This window comes from Lysinibacillus sp. NPDC056220, from assembly GCF_049315265.1.
GTDB lineage: Bacteria > Bacillota > Bacilli > Bacillales_A > Planococcaceae > Lysinibacillus > Lysinibacillus pinottii.
Map to the genome: position 1 here is coordinate 372,252 of NZ_JBMOXD010000001.1, position 19,542 is coordinate 391,793.

Sequence of the window (19,542 nt, forward strand, 5' to 3'; positions counted from 1 at the left end):
TTGGGTATTACAGTTTCAGTCGGCGCATACATCTATGTCCCTTGGCAAATTGTACAAGATTTTGTTAGCCTTTAAAACAAAATCCGTTTAATTGACCAAAGGTATTATCTGCATTCAGTAGGCGTTTTGACATCCTTCGAAAAGGATATTTAACTATAAAACTTTTGCTAAATGAAGATAAAATGTACTGCCTATTTAAAGTCATAATTCAGAAATTATACATATTTAATTGTATAGCTAGCCATCAGCTCTGTCAAGGATAGTCGGGCACCTGTTCGCCCTCTAAACAGAAAAAAAGTAAGTCCTATCCATTCAGTGAATTTTTTCCCTATAACTTTTACACTAGAAAAAAATTTACCTTTTATACCTTTTACGTCCACCCAGTACATAAGAAATAATTTCTGAGGCATATAGCTTCTATCTTATTATGTGTAAAAATTTTAGATTATAGACAAAAAAAGCATTGTTCCCTTAATAAATTGGGAACAATGCAATCGTTTGATTATTCTTCATCAAGAAGTGACATTAATTCTTCATCCATCTCGTCTTCTTCATGCGCAGCAATTGTATAGGAAGAAGCTGCAATACCATAAGAGGATCGAATTTTGTTCGAGATATCTTCCAAAACAGCAGGGTTTTCTTTTAAATACTGTTTTGCATTTTCTCGCCCTTGACCTAGACGCTCATCACCGTAGGCATACCAAGAACCACTTTTTTGCACGATGTCTAATTCTACACCTAAATCAACTGTTTCGCCTTCTTTAGAAATACCTTCTCCATACATAATATCAACTTCAGCTGTACGGAATGGCGGCGCTACTTTATTTTTGACAATTTTAATTTTCGTACGGTTACCAACAATATCATTACCTTGCTTAATAGCTTCTGCACGGCGAACTTCTAAACGTACAGAGCTGTAGAATTTAAGGGCACGTCCACCTGGTGTTGTTTCAGGGTTTCCGAACATTACCCCAATCTTTTCGCGAATTTGGTTAATGAAAATAGCAATCGTTTTTGATTTGTTAATAGAACCTGAAAGTTTACGTAATGCCTGTGACATTAAGCGGGCTTGTAAGCCGACATGAGAATCCCCCATATCTCCTTCAATTTCAGCTTTTGGCACTAGAGCAGCAACGGAGTCAATAACAATAATATCAATTGCACCACTACGAACTAGTGCTTCTGCAATTTCAAGTGCTTGCTCCCCTGTATCTGGTTGTGATAATAATAGCTCATCAATATTGACACCTAATTTTTGAGCATAGATAGGGTCTAATGCATGTTCTGCATCAATAAATGCTGCTTGTCCACCTTTTGCTTGTACTTCAGCAATAGCATGTAAAGCAACTGTTGTTTTACCTGACGATTCAGGACCATACACTTCAATAATACGTCCACGTGGATAACCACCTACGCCTAATGCAGCGTCAAGTGCTAGTGATCCACTTGAAGATGTGGCAATTTCTAAATCGGTTTTTTCACCGAGTTTCATAATTGAACCTTTACCAAAATTCTTTTCAATTTGTTTTAAAGCCTGTTCTAAGGCTGCTTTACGATCACTCATTCATTTTCCTCCTTCGAAAACTGTTCACTGTGTTTGTCTATCTCTACTATACTTGTTTTTGAGAAAACACGCAAGAAAAAAGCGAACATTTATTCGATTTTTATACAAAATAAAAATTTGGATAGTTTTTCTCTACCCAAATTCCTATTTTCACTCTATGTTAATATCGTTTTGTATAACCGCGTTCTTCTAAAAGCTGCATTAAATAATGGCATGTAAATTTCACTGCACGAAGTCGATTTGTATTTCGCATACCAGATAAATGAAGTAAGTATGTAAGTGGCTCCTCATCATTGATGGCAATACCAATCCAAACCGTTCCTACTGGCTGATGGTCATGTGCTGTAGGCCCTGCTTCCCCTGTTAGCCCAATTCCAATGTTTGTACCAAATTGTTTCCGAACTGCACTTGCCATTGCAGCAGCACATTCACCACTAACAACGCCGTGCGTATCTATTAATTCTTGTGAAATACCAAGATGCTTTACTTTTGCTTCTGCCGCATAGGTCACGACACCTCCAATGAGTGCGTCCCCTACCCCTGGAATTTCTGCAAGCTCCGATTGAAACAATCCTGCTGTTAAACTTTCCGCAGCAGAAATAGTAAGATGATTATCTAAGAGCATTTCAACTGTCTTTGAAGCAAGTGAATCATCATCCATACCATACTGATAGTCACCAACAAGGGCTTGTATCTCAGCCACTTTGGCAGCAATAAGTTGCTGGGCTTGCTGTTCTGTTTCTGCCTTTGCTGTTACGCGCAATGTTACCTCACCATCCGACGCAAGTGGAGCGACGGTTGGATTTGTTTGAGCATCTAAAATATCCTGTACCTGAACTTCAAGTTCGGCTTCACCAATGCCATAAAAACGCATCACATGTGAGGCAATAATCCCTCCATCATTAAGCATCGCGGCAAGTTTAGGCTTCGCCTCAAATTGAAACATAGGCTCAAGCTCTTTTGGTGGCCCTGGAAGTAAGATATACGTATGATTATTATTGTTGAAAATCATACCAGGCGCCATTCCATGGTGATTCGCTAGTATTTCGCTTCCAGCTAGAATTAAAGCCTGTTTCCGGTTATTCTCCGTCATAGGACGTCCTCGCTTGGCAAAAAACTGCTCAATATAAGTTAATGCTACCTCATCAAACTCAAGAGAAACACCGAGATGGCGAGCAATCGTTTCTTTTGTTAAATCATCTTTCGTAGGTCCTAGTCCTCCCGAAAATATAATTAAATCTGCACGAGATTCTGCCACTTCAATAGCTTGTTCTAAACGTTTTGCATTATCACCAACTACTGTATGGTAAAAAACATTAATGCCTAGCTCGGATAACTGGTTCGAGATAAATCTCGCATTTGTATTCGTAATTTGACCTAATAATAGCTCTGAGCCCACCGCTAGAATTTCAGCATTCATGATTCACAAGACCTTTCTTATTTAGACTCAAGTAAAACACGTCGATTAAGGTAGAAGTAGTCCCACCCAGACCATAGCGTAAAGAACAATGCTACATATAGCATTATCATATCAAAAGGAATACCAATGAGTTCGAAAATTGTGTTGTGTAAAAGCGCAGCAGCGATTGCTACTATTTGTGCCCAAGTCTTGATTTTGCCAAGCTGATTGGCCGCTACGACCTCTCCTCCACCTGCCAAAATAAGGCGTAAACCCGTAACAGCGAATTCACGGCTAATAATAATAATAATCACCCAGGCTGGTGCCATATCAAGCTCTACCATTAAAATAAACGCTGCTGATACAAGTAATTTATCAGCTAAGGGATCTAAAAATTTCCCAAATGTAGTCACAAGATTATACTTACGTGCATAATAACCATCTACCCAATCAGTTGTCGAAGCTAAAATAAAAATAAGTGCACCTATAAAATGATGGATTGGCATCTCTGCCCCAAATAGAGTCAATGTTCCCCAGCCAAAATCAAACATCATAACAATGACAAAAAATGGAATAAGCAAGATTCGTGAGATGGTAATTTTATTTGGTATGTTCATTTTTCTAACACCTTTCATGATGAAAGAAAGTAGCCATCACATGATGACTACTGTTCTTTATTGAAATTGATGACGATATTTTGAGTTACAACTTGCTGTGCATATGTGAGAAGCTCGTCATTAATATAGATTTTAGCTTGCGTAGAATTACCAAGACGGATACGAACATAATTTTGAGTCGTCGCGTCAAATTCTACCACTTCACCAGCATTATAAACACGAGTATCCGTTAATAATTCTTGTTGCTGTTGATTACGAATACCAACAAATGTAGGACCTGAAACCTCAATTTTCAGTTTCAGTGTATCTGTACCTGTTAACGTGTATGAAGTTGTTTCTCCATCTGCTTCAACAGTACCCGCGGAAATGGTTTGCTTGATCTCTTCAGTTTGATCAGTTTGATCTTCATCAGTTGGTGTTTCTTCTTTAGAATCTGTATCTTTTTGGTCATTTTTCAGAGCATCTTTTTCTTCTTTTTCTTTCTTATCTTTCGCACTATCAATAGGCTTAACATTCGTATCGTATTCAATTTCAGGAGACGTTGTGTTGCCTTCGCTTGTCCCTGGACTGTTTTTAGATTGCCATAGCACCCATATTGCTACAATGATTACGACAATAAATAACGCAACAATGATTTTCGGCATTGCCTCCATCATTTTATTGGAAGGGCCTTTCGTGACCTTTCTTCTGCTTGGACTATTCGTGATAGATTGACTTACTTGATCATTTGGAGTACTCGGCAGTTCATTTTTATAAGTCTCTAATATTTCTTCTGCATTTAAACCAACCGCATCTGCATATTGTTTAATAAAAGCTCGTACATAAAACGAGCCAGGCATAATGGAATAATTGCCCTCTTCAATTCCTACTAAATAACGCTTTTGAATTTTCGTTATTTCTTGTAAATCGTCTAAGCTGTAGCCTTTAGACAGTCTCGCCTCTTTCAGTCGAGTCCCTAATTCTGCCACTAATAACACCTACTTTAACATCAAATTAAAAATTAAATCCACCAAATGAATCGGATTCGGACATATGATTTTTTTCCATTATTTCATAAGTAATTTCTTCATCTGTGTGATGACGTAATTCAATAATATAATCAAAATCCTCTATTTTATATTCGGAATGCTGAACAAACATATCTGGATGCTCTACAACCTTGATGCATGGCATATTCATCATTTCACGCACTAATTGTAGATGTCGCTCATCAGATGAACGACGAGTCACAATACCATCTAAAATAAAGATATTATTACGACTAAATTCATCCCCCACTAATTTATTACGAACCGTTTGTTTTATCATCGTGGACGATAGAAAAATCCACTTTTTATTGGCACAAACACTTGCTGCTACTATAGACTCCGTTTTACCAACACGTGGCATGCCACGGATACCAATCAGCTTATGTCCCTCTTTTTTAAAGAGTTCGGCCATAAAATCGACTAAAATACCAAGTTCATCTCTTACGAAGTGGAAAGTGTTTTTTTCGTCTGCATCTCTTGGAATATAACGACCGTGTCTAATAGCTAAGCGGTCTCGAAGTTTTGGTTGTCGAAATTTGGTTACGTTAATATGTTCCATTGTCGAAACAATTGTACGAAAGCGTTCAATTGCCTCATCGTTGTCTGTATGCACTAACATACCACGCCGATCCTCATCGACACCATTGATTGAAATAATATTGACACGAAGCATCCCTAAAAGTGAAGCAATATCTCCTAATAATCCAGGGCGATTCACCTGAATCTCATATTCAAAGTACCAATCGCTCAACACACTCGTTCCCTTCCTATTAGTTAACGTAAAAAATCCTTTATAAGTTCCATCATAGCTGATTTTTTATGTAATGGAAAGTTAGAATACATGGAATTGCGGCGTTATTTTTAAAAACTTACTATTTTTTTTGAATGCATAGAAATAAGGCTTACATACGTTCCCGTTTTCACAAAAAAATAAATTTTTTATATAGAAAAAAGAGGAGATAAGCTCTCCTCTTTTTTTATTGCACATGCTTATTTTGGACAAGCTTAACGACACAATTCGCCAATGCATGCTTTTCATCTTCAGAGGCAACGCCCCATAAATCCGACAGCACTCGCTCTTGCTCGTTTTTAGGATCTACATTTGAAGCTAAATATTCACCAATTTGGACAGCAGCTGCTTGAATCATTTTCTTAGGCATGCCACTTGATTCAGCTTGCATAACGTTTTGTCCTAAAAACGATGTCCATTTTTGCCAGTTTTCTAAAATGGTCATATGTTTCTCCTCCTTTACACATGTAGTATGTGTAAAAAAGAAGATTATATGTACCAACCACCATTTAATCGAATGATTTGTCCTGTCACGTAATCGGCTTTCCCAGACAAATAAAAACGAACCATCTCAGCCACGTCTATTGTTTGTCCAATTGAGCCTAGAGGAATATCCTCCAAAATATAATTAAGCTCCTCTTTGCTTAAATGACTGTTCATCGATGTATTAATGAAGCCAGGAGCAATGGCATTTACTCGAATACGAGATAATGCTGCTTCCTTTGCGTAGGATTTAACAAATGCATGTTGTGCTCCTTTTACAGTTGCGTACAGCGCCTCCCCAGCAGATCCAGCTTCTCCCCATATAGAGCCGATAAATAATACATAGCTGACATCATGCTGACGAAGCTTTTCAGATAGTAAAGCTGTCAGCCTCATCGGATTTTGAACATGGACTCTCCATAATGCGTCCATATCTTCCACTGTTGTATCCTCTAGCAGCGAATAATGCGCTTGTCCATTTGCGAAAATAATAGCCTGCACATTAAAAATCTGTGCGGCTACCATTTCTGCTCCTGTTACAATTGAAAAATCCCCCTGTACAAGCATAAATTCTTGTGCAGGGAAAGTTTTAGTAAGTGTATCGCATAAAGTTTCTGCAGCATTTTTATTAGTTGAATAGTGTAAATAGATAGACCAGCCTTCTTCAGCCAAGCTATGACAAATAGCGTGACCAATTTCACCTGAAGCACCTAGTACAAGAGCAAACTTTTTCACTAGGCATCCTGCTTACTTGGTAAAATTTTAAACACGGTTTGTTGAGATTCACCCTGAACTGAGACAAACGCTTTGTACAAATCATCAATTGTTAATTCCTCAAGAACTGGTACAACATCAAATAAATTCATGTCATTAAAGGAATAACGAGTAAATTGGTTAGCGATAAATTCTATAGAATTCAAAGCACGTAAGAAGAAACCAATTTTTTTGCGTTTAATACGTTCAAGATCAGCACTTTCAAATTGTGAATTCCCTTCAAATTTGGCCAATTCTTCTTTAATTGCCGATGTTAATTTATCAGGCTCTGAAGAATCAGAACCAATCATTGCAAATCCAAAACCATTTTCTAATGTAAAATCAAACGCATATGTTTCATCAATTAAACCTTCTTCGTAAACACGTTCATAAAAATTAGATGTACGTCCAAAAATAAGTTCCAGCGCAATTTGAACAGATAGCTCATGCTTTAACATTTCTCGACCTGACAAATTGGTTTCTTTTGCCTTCAATCCAACATAAACCTTAGGCTTTTGTACATCCATGTTTAATGTTCGTTCGCTAATCGCTACCTCAGTTGGTTCTTCCTCAAAGAAACGTTCAATGGATGCAGGCTCAGAAAACTCTTTTTTACCCTGATTTTCACGGATAAAAGTCATCATTTCCTCTGGGTCAACCGCACCAATCACAAATAATAGCATATTAGATGGGTGATAAAACGTATTGTAGCACGTATATAAATGATCCGCCGTAATGCCATCAATCGATTCAATTGTCCCAGCAATATCAATTTTTACGGGGTGATGATGATACATATTTTCAATCGTACCAAAATATAAACGCCAATCTGGTTGATCATCATACATCGTAATTTCTTGCCCAATAATTCCTTTTTCTTTGTTGACAGTCGCTTCTGTAAAGTATGGCTCCTGTACAAAATTCAATAACGTTTCAGTACTTTTGTAAATGTTATCAGTTGAAGAGAATAAGTATGCCGTACGCGTAAACGATGTAAAGGCGTTAGCAGAAGCACCATATTCACTGAACTTTTGGAAGACATCTCCATCTTCTTTTTCAAACATCTTATGCTCTAAGAAGTGAGCGATTCCATCTGGCACAGTAATGCTTTCTGTTTGACCAATCGGTATAAACGTGCGATCAATAGAACCATACTTCGTTGTAAAAGTTACAAATGTTTTAGAAAAACCTTTTTTCGGCAATATATATACATCTAAACCATTTTCAAGCTTTTCATAATAAAGGGTTTCATCTAGTTGCTTAAATTCAATTGTTTTCATTGTGCGGCTTGCTCCTTTCCACTTAAGAAATAGACCGCTTCAAGCTGCACTTGCTTCGCCATGTCCACAACATCTTCCTTCGTCACAGCTTTCCACTTATTTGCCCAAGATTCTACAGAGAACTCCTCCGGTAAATCTTTATATTGATCAAAAATTTCGATTTGTCCACGGGCAGAATCCAAGGACTCTTTTAATTGATTCGTGAGCATAGCTTTTGTTTGTTCTAGTTCTAAATCTGTTATGTTACCAGACTGCATTGTCATAAGCTGTTCTTTAATTAAAGATAACGCCTTTTCCTCATTTTTAGCCTCAATCCCAGAAACTACAAATACAAGACCATAATGTGAAGCATAGGAGCTAGAAGCATAATAAGCCAGACTCTCTTTTTCACGAACATTCATAAATAATTTTGCATGTGGATAACCACCGAAAATACCATTAAAAATCTGCATTTTAGCAAAGTCTGGATTACCAAATCTTACAGGCGTACTAAAGCCAATGTGAAGCTTCCCTTGCTTCATCTCATGCTGTTCTCGAACAAAATCGTTTTGAGGATGCTGTTGCGGAAGAACGGCTGGCACTTCTTCAGGCATACGATCATTAAATGGTAGCGCTTTTTTTAATTTCGCTACAATTTCCTCTTCATTAATATCCCCAGCAACATAAATATCTATTTTATCGTTAGCTAGCATGGATTGATAAGCCTCAAATAAGGAGGAAGGTGTAATTTTTTGAATTTCCTCGACACTACCATTTGCCGAAATAGATGCTGGTTCATTTGGTCTTAGGATTTGCTGTAAGCGGAATTGAGCAAAGCGAGATTTATCATCGAAAATAGATTCAATACGTTGTATAACTGTCTTCTTTTCTCGTTCCACAATGGATTCCTTAAAGACTCCATTTTCTAAATTAGGCTCAAAAATAGCCGTATGCAGTAAACCAAGTACGTCATTTAACACACTTGTATTTGCTAAATAGTGATCATTTACAGTCTCCACATTCATGAGGACTGTATGCTCATTCCCTCTTTTAGACGTATCAAAATATAAAACAGTGCCATATAGATCGTCTAAAAAGCTTCGAAAAGCAGCGGTTGTTTTATATTTAGCATTACTATGCTGCAGGACATTGGTTAATACAGTACGTTCCGATGCACTTTTAGCCGTTAATGCTCTTCTCCATTTAATTGAAAAATTTACGGTTTTAAATTGGGTCGTTTGTCGGATATGCAAATTGACACCTTTGGCAAAAGGTATAGTTTTAAACATATGAAACCCTCCTATCCTTCTTAATATAACGATGTACTACACATACTATACATGTCTACTGTCTATAATTGCAAAAAGAATCCAAAGTATGTATGGGAAAAATTATAAATTATATGCATTCAACATGGAAAAAAAGACTGAGCATATTTCACTCAGTCTTTGATCATGACTTATTTTAACGCTTACCTTTAATATATGGTTGTCCACTTGCCTTAGGAGCATTCGCTTTACCGATAAAGCCTGCTAAAGCAAGGATTGTTAGCACATACGGTAAGATTTGTAAATAAACGGCTGGAACATTTTCGATGAAAGGAATTTGGTTCCCCGCAATACTTAATGTTTGTGCCAAACCGAAGAATAGGGCTGCACCTAGCGCACCAATTGGATGCCATTTCCCGAAAATCATGGCAGCGATCGCCATGAAGCCTTGACCAGCAATTGTTGCATGTGAGAAGTCATGTGTAATTGTTTGTGCATAGACAGCACCACCAAGTCCACCTAGAGCCCCAGAAATCATAACAGCAATATAACGCATTTTATTGACGTTAATCCCCATTGTATCTGCTGCCATTGGGTGCTCACCTACAGCGCGAAGGCGTAAGCCAAATGGAGTTTTATAAATAATAAACCAAGCACCAAATGCTACCACAAACGCCAGAATAGACGTACTGTAAACATCATGGAACAATAAACGACCAAAGAATGGGATGTCCTCTAAATAAGGAATTCCAAAACGGCGAATCGGTTGGTCAATCATATCTGTTTGACCTTTATCATAAATCATTTTTACTAAGAATACAGTAGCAGCTAAACCTAGTAAGTTAATAGCTACCCCTGATACCGTTTGATCAGCTCGGAAGGAAATAGAAGCAACGGCATGGAAAAGTGAGAAAATCGCACCAATTACAATAGCCGCTAGCATTGCTACCCAAACAGTTGCCGCACCTAATGATGAAGCAAATTCTAAATTAATAAATATACCAACAAAAGCACCAACAATCATTAAGCCCTCTAGCCCGATGTTGACAACACCAGAGCGTTCAGAGAATACCCCACCGATGGCTGTAAAAATCAAAGGTGTTGCATAAAGAATCGCTGAAGGGATGATGAAATATAACATTTCTAAAAAGCTCATGTTATTGTCCCTCCTTTTTCTTGCTCAGCTTCTGTAAGCCTACTCGAATAATATAGCCTGATGCTACGAAGAAGATAATTAACGCGATGATAATCGATACAATTTCTTCTGGAATACCGGCAGCATTTGGCATATTTAATGCACCATATTTTAATGAACCAAAAAGTGATGCCCCGAATACTACGCCAAGTGGTGTATTTGCACCAAGTAAGGCTACGGCGATACCATCGAACCCAATTCCTGTGAAGCCAGGTTTAATGGATGCGTTTTGGAACGTACCTAGAGCTTCCATCGCTCCCCCAAGACCCGCAAACATACCTGAAATAGTCATCGCTAAAATAATGTTTTTGTTAACACTCATACCCGCATAATCTGCAGCGTTTTTGTTGAACCCTACAGCTTTCAGCTCATATCCACGAGTTGTTTTTTCTAAAATGAACCACATAACTACAACCATTAATAGTGCAACAATGATCCCATAGTGAAGACTTGAGTTGTCTGTAAGCTCTCTTAAAAACGGAGAACGTAATGAAGCTGATTCATGAATACGTTCTGTTTTAAAGCTACCATCTGACAATTTTTTAATGACCGCGTTGGCAATATATAACGCAGTATAGTTAAGCATAATTGTCGCAATTACTTCATGCACTTTAAATTTCGCTTTTAAGAAACCTGCAATAAAGGCCCAAAATGCACCTGCTGCTGCTGCTGCAAGTAATGCCAATGGTAAATGAATGACTTTAGGTAGCTCAAATGCATAACCAACCCAAGCTGCAGCTAGCCAACCTAAAATAAGCTGACCTTCAACACCAATATTAAACAGCCCTGTACGGAAGGCAAACGCTACTGCAAGACCTGCCAATATATATGGTGTAATTTGACGAATTGTGTTCCCTATTGAGTATGAATCTCCAAATATACCTGTCCAAAGAGCGATATAACCTTGTACTGGGTCATAGCCACTGACTACCATGACGATAGCCCCTACAATTAAACCGATAATGATAGAGATGATAGGAACGAGTATATTAATGACACGATTTGACATTAGTCGTTCCCCTCCTTCGCATCATGCTTATTATTTTTTTTACTTTGGCCGGCCATTAATAAGCCAAGCTCTTGTTCTGTTGTTTCTTTAGGATTTAATTCATCCACAATTTGACCATCATAAATAACGGCAATGCGATCCGATACATTCATAACCTCATCTAATTCAAAGGAAATTAACAGAACGGCTTTTCCTTTATCGCGTTGCTCAATTAGACGCGAGTGAATAAATTCAATTGCCCCTACGTCCAGACCTCGTGTTGGTAGAGCGGCAATTAATAAATCAGGATTACGGTCAATTTCACGACCAATAATAGCTTTTTGTTGGTTACCACCAGATAATGCACGGGCAGGTGTCATTTCGCCATTCCCTGTACGCACGTCGTATTCTTTAATAATTTGATTAGCTTTCTCTGACACTTTTTTATAGTCCATGACAAAGCCTTTTGCTATAGGAGATTGGTAATACGTTTGTAGCGCAATATTATGACCAATTGGGAAATCTAACACTAGACCATGCTTATGACGGTCTTGCGGAATATGTCCAACGCCTTCTTCTGTAATGCTACGCGGCTTCAAATTTGTAATATTTTTACCGTTTAGTTCGACAGTACCACTTTTAATTTTACGAAGACCTGTAATCGCCTCGATTAATTCTGATTGACCATTTCCATCAATACCTGCTATACCGACAATTTCACCTTTACGAACCTTTAAGTTCAGACCTTTTACCTTATCAATATCACGGTAATCCGTTACAACTAAGTCATGGATCGCAAGTACTTCATCAGTTGGATTCGCATCCGTTTTTTCTGTTTTAAATTCAACTTGTCGGCCAACCATCATTTCAGCTAGCTGATCAGGATTTGTGTCAGCGGTTACAACAGTGCCAATTCCTTCACCTTTACGGATAATCGTTACACGATCGGACACTTCCATAATTTCTTTTAGCTTGTGGGTAATCAAAATAATAGATTTTCCCTCCGCAATAAGACGACGCATAATTTGAATTAATTCCATAATCTCTTGTGGTGTTAAAGAGGCTGTTGGTTCATCAAAGATTAAAATTTCAGCACCACGATATAATGTTTTTAATATTTCAACACGTTGTTGCATACCAACAGTGATGTCTTCAATTTTAGCATTAGGATCAACATCCAAGCCATACTTCTCAGAAAGGGCTTGTACTTTTTTTGCTGCATCTTTTATATTGACAATACCCATTTTAGTTGGCTCGGAGCCTAAAATAATATTTTCTGTTACTGTAAAATTCTCTACCAACATAAAGTGCTGATGCACCATACCAATCCCTAAATCATTGGCAACATTTGGGTTTGTAATTTTCACAGCTTTCCCACGAACGCGAATTTCGCCACCCTCTGGTTGATACAAACCAAAAAGGACGTTCATCAAAGTCGATTTACCTGCACCATTCTCTCCAAGCAATGCATGGATTTCGCCTTGTTTCAGTTGGAGGGTGATATTATTATTCGCCACGAAATTACCGAATTCTTTCCGGATTCCTAGCATTTCAATCACATGTTCCAATATTGTCACTCCCTTAATAGGCACTTTTATAAAGTAATTCCGCCTTAGCGTTTAGTATCTGCCTCTACTATGACTGATGGCACAGATTAGCAATACATCCAGTATTCGAAATGTATATAAACTAGATGACCGTTAGAGCTTTTTTTTGCTACAGTTCACTAATTCTTTAGACCGCTTTCGTTACCAAAGGCTATCTTTTATTTACTGATTAATCCCACCTATAGAGGTAGGTGTTTTGCTAAATTAATACAGGAAAGGTCATCGTTAGAAACCTTTCTTCTATTAACTTGTTACCATCATTATGAAAATCATTAATACTACCTCTAAAAGGTTCATATAAATCTAGTTAAATAGAGAATTGCGAATAATCTAAATATAACGATAGATTGAAAAATCATCATAAGGTCCTTCTTAAAAGTCCCTTATGATGATCAAAAGATGAATTATTTTTCCACTTTTTCTGGAACTTTGATTTCACCCTTAGCAATTTTTTCTTTATATTCATCGATTACTTTTTGTACATCTTCTGGAATTGCACCGCGAGAATCTGCAAGTTTAACCCCATCTTCAGCTAAACCATAAACAAGTGTTTCTCCACCAGGGAAGTCACCGTTTTTCGCTCTGTTTGAAATATCTACTACTGCTGTGTTAACGCCTTTTAACATTGAAGTTAAAGTTACATTTGTTTTATCGTCTACTTTACCTTCTTCGTATTGGTCAGCATCTACACCGATTACCCATACATCCGCATTTGGATCTTTTGCTTTACGTTCTTTTGCTTCTGAGAATACACCATTACCAGTTGCCCCAGCAGCGTGGAAGATTACATCTACACCTGAAGAGTACATGCTGTTAGCAGTGATTTTTCCTAGATCTGCTTTATCAAATGCACCCGTATATTTTACTTGGATATCGATATCTGGATTTACTGCTTTAGCGCCTTCAACAAAACCTGCGTGGAAGCGGTTAATAACTGGAATATCTACGCCACCTACGAAGCCGATTTTACCTGATTTAGACATTTTTGCTGCAGCAACACCAGCTAAGAATGCACCTTCTTGCTCTTTGAACAGTACGTTTACTACGTTGTCTGCTTTAACTTCAGCATCAATCAATGCAAAGTGATTGTCTGGATTTTCAGCTGCTACTGCATCGATTGCATCAGCCATCATGAAACCGATACCATAAACTAAGTTAAAGTCACGACGTACTAAGTTGTTTAAGTTTGTTTCATAGTCAGCATCTGAAGCTGATTGTAGGTAGTCAAAGCCACCATCACCTTTTTTAAGACCGTGTTCTTTTCCGTAAGCTTGAACACCTTCCCATGCAGATTGGTTGAATGATTTGTCATCAACGCCACCTACGTCAGTAACCATTGCTACTGAAAATGATTCTTCTGATGTTTCTCCACCTGAAGCATTATCATTTTCTTTTGCAGGTTTTTCGTCTTTTGTACCACAAGCACCTAAAATTGCGCTTGCCGCTAATACTGATGTTAATACTAAACCAAATTTACGTTTTTTCATTTAATTAACCCCCCAAAGGTATTGTAATTAGCAGGAAAAAAATTTAGAAATGTTCTACACCCGTTTACGAACTACATGGAAGCTGAATTTATCAGCTCGGAAATAATTTTTTGAATAGAGCACTACTTGATCATGGTCATCGTAATGCAACTGCTTTAACACTAAAAGAGCTGTTTCACGTCCACAATTCAAAATCGGTGAAGCTTGTTCATGATACCCAACTGGATCAATATACGTAACCGCATAGGCAACATGAATTTTTCCAGATTGCTCAAGAGCAGAGAACAGTGAAACTTCTTTTTTTTCGACAAAGTCAGTAGGCAGGAAGCTTGCGGGTAGCTTGTCTATACAGTAAACTACTGGCTCACCATCCGCTGTTCTGACACGTTCAATTGTGAGTATTTTATCGTCGCCATCACATTGGAAGCGTTTTAAATCTTCCTCAGAAGGAATGTGCTCAGCCGCTTTTAAAAAACGCGAACCAGGCTCCATACCTGCTGCCTCGATCATAGAAGAAATGCTCGATAAATGCTCGATGCCTGATGTAAACAACGGCTTAGGGTTAACAAAAGTCCCAACCCCATGTCGGCGCACAATCACATTTTCCTCTTCCAACAGTCGAAGTGCTTCTCTAAGTGTTGCTCGACTGACTCCGAGTGATTTCGATAATTCAAATTCTGAAGGCAGCTTTTCATTTTCTTTAAAAATGCCAGCCTCAATGTCAGATTTTAAACGATCGATAACTTGAAGATAGAGATGACGATGATCTGCTTTAATAGTCACATATATCACCACCAAATCAGAGATCAGACATCTGATGTACAACATTCCTACTAATCGTTCATAAATATAACATTTTTGCAGAATGAAATAAACAGTTTTAAATAAAATCTGTTATAGAATTCATTCTTTCTTCAAAATCGTTGCAAATAATGGACAAAAATACAGGAAGGACCATCCATTTACTGTTTAATTGTCGTATTGATGAATAAGTACTTGACGAGGTTTACTGCCCTCAGGAGGCCCTACAATACCGCGTTGTTCCATCTGATCAACAATACGTGCAGCCCTTGAATAACCTATACGAAAGCGACGCTGAAGCATTGACACAGATGCTGTTTGCATACTGACAACTAATTGCACTGCTTCGTCATATAATTCATCGGTTTCCTCTAAAATTGTTTCTTCTTCAGTAGGAATCATCTCCTCTTGATACTGCGCCTTTTGCTGTTCTATAACAAAATTCACAACACCCTCCACCTCTTGATCCGATAAAAAGGCCCCTTGTACCCTTTTTGGTTTCGATGCACCGGCTGGTAAAAATAACATATCTCCGCGACCAAGTAATCGTTCTGCTCCGCCCATATCTAAAATCGTTCTCGAATCAATGGCTGAAGAAACCGCAAATGCAATTCTGGATGGAATATTAGCTTTAATGACACCTGTTAGAACATCTACACTAGGTCTTTGCGTTGCAATAATCAAATGGATTCCAGCTGCACGTGCCATTTGGGCTAAACGGGTAATTGAATCCTCCACATCACTAGATGCGACCATCATTAAATCTGCTAACTCATCTACAATGACTACAATGTAAGGTAGCTTTGGATGCTTTTCATCTGTTTGTTCATTGACCTTTTGAACATGATTATTATAGCCCTCAATATTTCGTGTTCCTGTATGTGAAAACAGGTCATATCGACGTTCCATTTCAGAAACCACTTTTTTCAAGGCTTGAGAAGCTTTTCGTGCATCTGTCACAACAGGCGCCAATAAATGGGGAATACCATTATAAACGTTTAATTCCACCATTTTCGGGTCAATCATCATCAGCTTTACCTCATGAGGTTTTGTACGCATTAGTATGGACACTACGATGCCATTTATACAGACACTTTTCCCACTACCTGTTGAACCCGCTACCAGTAAATGCGGCATTTTATTGAGCTCTGCAAGAACAGCTTGTCCCGTAATATCTCGTCCAAACGCTACTTGCAACAATGCTTCCGGCTTAGCGCCATCCTTCGATTCTAATACTTCTCGTAAAGTGACAATGGCAACCTCACTATTTGGCACTTCAATACCAATCGCCGATTTTCCAGGGATTGGTGCCTCCATACGGATATCCTTAGCAGCCAGTGCTAAAGCTAGATCATCTTGCAAATTAACAATTTTACTTACCTTGACACCAATATCAGGCAAAATTTCATATTTTGTAACAGCCGGCCCCAAATGAACTTGTGTCACCTTTGCCTTTACGCCAAAGCTTTGCAATGTTTGTTCGAGCTTTTTGGCATTCGCCTGGATAACGGAATATTCTCCACTTTGGTCATGTTGGGGTGGTAATTGTAATAGATTATAAGATGGAAGCTGGTAGTCTGCATTTTCTACAGTATCTGTCCCTTGCATATGGACCTCATCTATTGCTTCATCCTGTTCATGTTCCACTAAATCTGCCTGATCAAATATGGCTCTTTCCTGAGACACATTTTGTGTAAATGCAGAGATAATTGGCTCATGATGTATTTCTTCTTCTTGCTCAGGCATATCAGTAGTTTGATTGACCGCTGCAACCTCGTCCACACTTTCAGCTCTAGAACGACGATTGCTTGGCTTTTTAGGTGCATTTTTTTTCTTATCTCGATGTTTCTTTTTCCATTTACCAAATAAATCTGGCATTTTCTCTGCCAAATATGGCACCAATGCTTTCCCAGTCACCAAAATCAATCCGATAAAGAAAATAACCCAAGCAACAACCCTCGCCCCTGATGCTTCAAACAGTACATGAAGACCACTAAATAATAGGGCACCAATCATTCCACCACCAAGTGCATTACTGCGATGAATAATTCCCTCGGTATTGATTAAAATTCGCCATGATTCACGTAGAACCGAATCAGATAATAAGCCACCTGATTTTGATAATTGCTCAAATAAAATGCCATGACTAAAAATGGTTAAGCTCATAATAATAAGGAGCATACCCAAAATTAAGCGGTCTTTCATACCGACCTTTTTACGACCAATCATCATTAATAACGCCACGAATATTAGCATAAATGGAACCGCAAAATGTAAATTACCTAAAAGAAACATTGCGAATGTTTGTAGCGTACGTCCTATCATACCGTATTCAAAAATCATGATGACTGCCAGCGCAATTAAGAGCAGTCCTAGAATTTCATACATAAGGGGAGACATTTCTTTTTTTTCTGTTGTTGCTTTGCTTTTAGTAACCTTTTTTCTTTTACTAACTGCCATCTCTATCACCTTCTTCTGCAATCCATTTTATATATGTAGCGAATCATACCATGTAGAACTCTAACATTCCAAAAAAAGGATTTTCCACCGCAATTGGGAGAAAATCCTTTTCCATTTACTTTTCCTCAAAGCCTTGACGATGAGTCATTTGTATTAATATTCCATAATGATTGGGATAATCATTGGACGACGCTTTGTTTTCTGGAATAGGTACGTATTTAAAGTATCACGAATTTCTTGCTTAATATTCGTCCATTCAAATGTATCTTTCCCGACATATTTTTCAATGACAGTCCTTGCGATGTCCGATGCCTCGACCATTAACTCTTCTGATTCACGAACATATACAAAGCCGCGTGATAAAATTTCTGGACCAGATGCAATTTTCTTTTGGGCACGATTTAATGTAACGACCACAATGAAAATACCATCCTGTGATAATAATTTACGATCACGAAGAACAATATTCCCCACATCGCCAACACCGATCCCATCGATTAAGACATTACCAGCTTGTACACGTCCACTCATGCGCATTTTATTATTTTTATATTCGACAATATCCCCTTTATCAGCGATAAAGATTTGTGATTTTTGCATGCCTAGCTGTTGAGCTAATTTAGAGTGAGCAATCAGCATACGGTATTCCCCTTGAACAGGAATAAAATATTTTGGCTGCATTAAATTTAACATAAGCTTTAAATCTTCTTGACTACCATGACCTGATACGTGCACATTTTTGCTAGAAGTTAGAATTTCAGCACCAGCTTTAGAAATGGAGTTCATCGTATTAGCCATTTGCACTTCCATACCTGGTGAAGGTGTAAATGTAATTAAAACTGTATCACCTTGCTTAATTTTAATATCACGATGATGCTTACGTACGATTTTTTCTAGAGCGTCTAAAGGCTCCCCTTTATTACCTGTTGTAATAATGATAATTTCATCGTCTTGATATTTTTGCATTTCTGAAATTGGAATAATCGTATCTTCTTCTACTGTTAAATAGCCAAGCTGTACACCTAAATCTACAGCCTTTTCTAATGGTTTCCCGACAATCACTACTTTACGGAATGATTTTTGAGCTTGGGCAAATACTTGTTGAATTCTAATAAAATTCGATGCATAAACAGCTACTAAAATACGTCCCGGTGCTGAGTGGAATGTTTTTGATAATTGTTCTTCAATGACAATTTCCGATGTCGTATAACCTGGTCGTTCAGCTTCACAAGACTCAGATAATAGAATAAAGACGCCGTCTTCCCCTAACTGGGCCATTTTCGCTAAATCAGGTTTAAATTTACCTGTCGCCGATTGATCGAATTTGAACTCTCCTGTATGAACAATCGCGCCTTCAGATGTATGGAACACCACCCCTAACGAATCGGGAATACTATGTGTTGTGTGGAAGAATGTTACATACGTTGAGTTAAAATTCATACGACTACGATTTGTTACTTCAAAAAACTTTACCTGATGTGGTGCAGGTAATTCTTTCAAATGTTCCTTTGCTAGAGCAATTGTTAATTTTGAACCGTACACTGGTGCTTTTATTTTTTGCAATACATAGGCAATAGAGCCAATTGCATCTTCATGACCGTGTGTTAAGAATATACCTTTCACACGCTCTTTGTTTTCTTCTAAGTACGTAATATCAGGGATTACGATATCTATGCCTAGCATCTCGTCCTCTGGGAACATTAAGCCGCTATCTACTACAAATAGCTCTTCATCAATTTCTACTACGTACATTGCTTTTCCAATTTCGCCCACACCCCCAAGAGGGATGATTCGAATCAATTCATTTTTCTTTTTTGTCAATTTATTTCCTCCTAAAAAATAT

Annotated in this window: 16 protein-coding genes; all 16 read right to left on the reverse strand. The window is 38.0% G+C overall.

The features are described from left to right. Positions 1 to 502: 502 nt before the first annotated feature. Positions 503 to 1,564, reverse strand: coding sequence for a recombinase RecA (gene recA / locus ACOZBY_RS01850; RefSeq protein WP_031419019.1), 1,062 nt, complete (start codon positions 1,562 to 1,564; stop codon positions 503 to 505). A gap of 160 nt (positions 1,565 to 1,724) precedes the next feature. Further along, positions 1,725 to 2,984, reverse strand: a complete 1,260-nt coding sequence (locus ACOZBY_RS01855) for a competence/damage-inducible protein A (protein WP_012293330.1) — start codon at positions 2,982 to 2,984, stop codon at positions 1,725 to 1,727. Positions 2,985 to 3,001: 17 nt separating this feature from the next. Next, complete coding sequence (pgsA, locus tag ACOZBY_RS01860; protein ID WP_031419015.1) at positions 3,002 to 3,580, reverse strand: CDP-diacylglycerol--glycerol-3-phosphate 3-phosphatidyltransferase; 579 nt, start codon at positions 3,578 to 3,580, stop codon at positions 3,002 to 3,004. A gap of 47 nt (positions 3,581 to 3,627) precedes the next feature. Then, complete coding sequence (locus ACOZBY_RS01865; protein ID WP_012293328.1) at positions 3,628 to 4,557, reverse strand: helix-turn-helix domain-containing protein; 930 nt, start codon at positions 4,555 to 4,557, stop codon at positions 3,628 to 3,630. Between the two features lie 16 nt (positions 4,558 to 4,573). After that, positions 4,574 to 5,359, reverse strand: a complete 786-nt coding sequence (locus ACOZBY_RS01870; RefSeq protein ID WP_008178931.1) for a DUF3388 domain-containing protein — start codon at positions 5,357 to 5,359, stop codon at positions 4,574 to 4,576. Between the two features lie 226 nt (positions 5,360 to 5,585). Next, on the reverse strand, positions 5,586 to 5,843 hold the full coding sequence (locus tag ACOZBY_RS01875; RefSeq protein ID WP_008178933.1) for a DUF3243 domain-containing protein: 258 nt from the start codon (positions 5,841 to 5,843) through the stop codon (positions 5,586 to 5,588). Between the two features lie 44 nt (positions 5,844 to 5,887). Continuing rightward, the gene (gene ymfI / locus ACOZBY_RS01880) at positions 5,888 to 6,616 is read right to left on the reverse strand and encodes an elongation factor P 5-aminopentanone reductase (RefSeq protein ID WP_012293326.1); all 729 of its coding nucleotides are present in this window, start codon (positions 6,614 to 6,616) and stop codon (positions 5,888 to 5,890) included. Beyond that, positions 6,616 to 7,914 (reverse strand): EF-P 5-aminopentanol modification-associated protein YfmH, encoded by a 1,299-nt coding sequence (yfmH, locus tag ACOZBY_RS01885; protein WP_012293325.1) that lies wholly within the window; start codon positions 7,912 to 7,914, stop codon positions 6,616 to 6,618. Before yfmH ends, ymfI begins: the two co-directional genes overlap by 1 nt. After that, positions 7,911 to 9,182 carry an EF-P 5-aminopentanol modification-associated protein YfmF gene (gene yfmF, locus ACOZBY_RS01890; RefSeq protein ID WP_422761364.1) on the reverse strand — a complete coding sequence of 424 codons (1,272 nt, stop codon included), beginning with the start codon at positions 9,180 to 9,182 and terminating at the stop codon, positions 7,911 to 7,913. The genes yfmH and yfmF overlap by 4 nt, the downstream gene beginning before the upstream one ends. A 175-nt stretch (positions 9,183 to 9,357) precedes the next feature. Next, positions 9,358 to 10,317: an ABC transporter permease gene (locus ACOZBY_RS01895; protein WP_012293323.1), complete on the reverse strand. Its 960-nt coding sequence runs from the start codon at positions 10,315 to 10,317 to the stop codon at positions 9,358 to 9,360. A 1-nt stretch (position 10,318) separates the two neighbouring features. Continuing rightward, entirely contained in the window at positions 10,319 to 11,365 is a 1,047-nt protein-coding gene (locus ACOZBY_RS01900; protein WP_012293322.1) for an ABC transporter permease, read from the reverse strand. Beyond that, a complete protein-coding gene (locus ACOZBY_RS01905) occupies positions 11,365 to 12,912 on the reverse strand; it encodes an ABC transporter ATP-binding protein (RefSeq protein ID WP_031419011.1) in 1,548 nt (515 codons plus the stop codon). Before ACOZBY_RS01905 ends, ACOZBY_RS01900 begins: the two co-directional genes overlap by 1 nt. A gap of 443 nt (positions 12,913 to 13,355) precedes the next feature. Further along, positions 13,356 to 14,438, reverse strand: coding sequence for a BMP family lipoprotein (locus tag ACOZBY_RS01910; protein ID WP_012293320.1), 1,083 nt, complete (start codon positions 14,436 to 14,438; stop codon positions 13,356 to 13,358). Between the two features lie 54 nt (positions 14,439 to 14,492). Further along, positions 14,493 to 15,221, reverse strand: coding sequence for a GntR family transcriptional regulator (locus ACOZBY_RS01915; protein ID WP_008178950.1), 729 nt, complete (start codon positions 15,219 to 15,221; stop codon positions 14,493 to 14,495). Between the two features lie 186 nt (positions 15,222 to 15,407). Then, positions 15,408 to 17,699, reverse strand: a complete 2,292-nt coding sequence (locus ACOZBY_RS01920; protein WP_031419009.1) for an FtsK/SpoIIIE family DNA translocase — start codon at positions 17,697 to 17,699, stop codon at positions 15,408 to 15,410. A gap of 153 nt (positions 17,700 to 17,852) precedes the next feature. Then, positions 17,853 to 19,520 (reverse strand): ribonuclease J, encoded by a 1,668-nt coding sequence (locus tag ACOZBY_RS01925; protein ID WP_012293318.1) that lies wholly within the window; start codon positions 19,518 to 19,520, stop codon positions 17,853 to 17,855. Positions 19,521 to 19,542: the final 22 nt, after the last annotated feature.